Annotated in this window: 1 protein-coding gene; it reads right to left on the bottom strand. The window is 66.8% G+C overall.

Features of this window, described 5'->3' with window-relative positions:
* Positions 1–491: 491 nt before the first annotated feature.
* Positions 492–734, bottom strand: coding sequence for a hypothetical protein (locus ACZ7GZ_RS43555; RefSeq protein WP_471033435.1), 243 nt, complete (start codon positions 732–734; stop codon positions 492–494).
* Positions 735–1,003 lie beyond the last annotated feature (269 nt).

The raw sequence follows: 1,003 nt of genomic DNA, 5'->3' as shown, positions 1-1,003 counted from the left end.
CGCCTGCCGGGCAGGGAGCGGAATCCCTATCGACACACGCCCCGGGGCGCACGCCCCAACACTGATCGGCTACACCACGAAGCGGGACGCCATCCCTCACCCTGGAGGCCGCGCTCAATCCGACCATGACCGTCGAATGGCCTATAGGTTCTGTTGCGAGAGTTGAACTCGTTCGCTGGTGATCACCTCTGGTGGGACGTGGGGATCTGACGAACGGGCGGTGGGCCCGGCTTGAGCCGCTGCTGCCGCGGGGGTATCAAGCCGGGCAGTTTGCAGGTGTGGACGCGGCGGCAGCTGATGGACGGCATACGGTGGCGGGCCCGGGCCGGGGCTCCATAGCGGGATGTGCCCGGCAGTTGCTGTCGGCGGTCTTTCATGCTAGGGCGGGGCAACAGGGGTGGCAGGGCCCCGTGTTTCGACCGGGAGGCCTAGAAGCAGCGCAACGCCGGCGAGCGCTGGCACTGGTCCCCCCAGAGGTGGGTTCGAGCCGGCTATTCGACGATCTGACCCTCTTGGGGATGAAGCACAGCCTGCCTCACGGCTTGCTCGATCGCGTACCAGCTGACGCCGGCGGCTGCGGCGTGCGCTGTGATGCCCGCCTGTAAGGCTAACGACGCCTCGCGCCACCGTCGCAACTGAGCGTCGTAGGCGTCCCTGCTGAGGTCGGTGAGCTTAGCGCGTTCCTCCTCTGCAGATTGTTCCAGCTCGATCAACTCATCGGGGATCTCTGTCATGGGTACGGATCCTAAGCGCCGAGTGCGCCGCGTCGACCGTCAGACGTTCGCCCGATCGAGTCGTTCCTGCCAGGCCCAGGGTCCGTCTCCCAGCACGTGGTGACGTGCCGTCGCCGCGGAGAACCCCTCGCCCCTTCAGAGGGCAGCAGCGAGGTCGTCGGGCGTCAGGTTCATCGGCCGTGAAGTTTCCCCGTGAACTTGGACACTCGATCTCTATGCCGCGAGGGTGTGCTGGTGGCGCCGCCTGGTCTCGGCCGGGGTGAGGTAGC

Source organism: Streptomyces sp. NPDC037288, from assembly GCF_055603265.1.
Note: the sequence above shows the minus strand (reverse complement) of the source record. Positions and strands in the feature narration are given on the sequence as shown.

Excerpts from the sequence above, each read along its gene's own strand:
- ACZ7GZ_RS43555 (WP_471033435.1), bottom strand. The coding sequence starts at position 734 with ATGACAGAGATCCCCGATGAGTTGATCGAGCTGGAACAATCTGCAGAG.